Raw genomic sequence first — 359 nt, forward strand, 5'->3', positions numbered from 1 at the left:
TTTTTGCAAAATAGGCACCACTTTGCGCCCCACCATGCGGGTTGGGGTTTCAGCATCGCCTTCCATAATGATATCGATATCGACGGGCAAACTTTTCAGCCCGACAATCATCTGCGCACGCAAACAAAACGGACAATGTTGGTAAATAAAAAGCTTCATAACTCGCCTCACAAAACAGAATCAGGTATATGGCCGGCAAGGCCAGAGAGACAGAACGCAAACAAGAATCAGTTAGCAATCTAACCATTGTGGGGCAGGAAGCAGGGGGATGTAAAGGGGATGAAGAGCGCAACTGACTAATGGCAATACTGTACTGGCAGACTTGCAGTTGCCGCCAGGCACGCCTCAACGATTTAGAG

At 48.5% G+C, this 359-nt stretch carries 1 pseudogene; it reads right to left on the reverse strand.

What is annotated here, in order from left to right:
- Positions 1-159 (reverse strand): annotated as a pseudogene (locus tag DT73_RS06070) (glutaredoxin); the annotation flags it as partial.
- Between the last annotated feature and the right edge of the window lie 200 nt (positions 160-359).

The organism is Mangrovibacter sp. MFB070 (assembly GCF_000705335.1).
In the GTDB taxonomy this organism is placed as follows: Bacteria; Pseudomonadota; Gammaproteobacteria; order Enterobacterales; family Enterobacteriaceae; genus Mangrovibacter; species Mangrovibacter plantisponsor.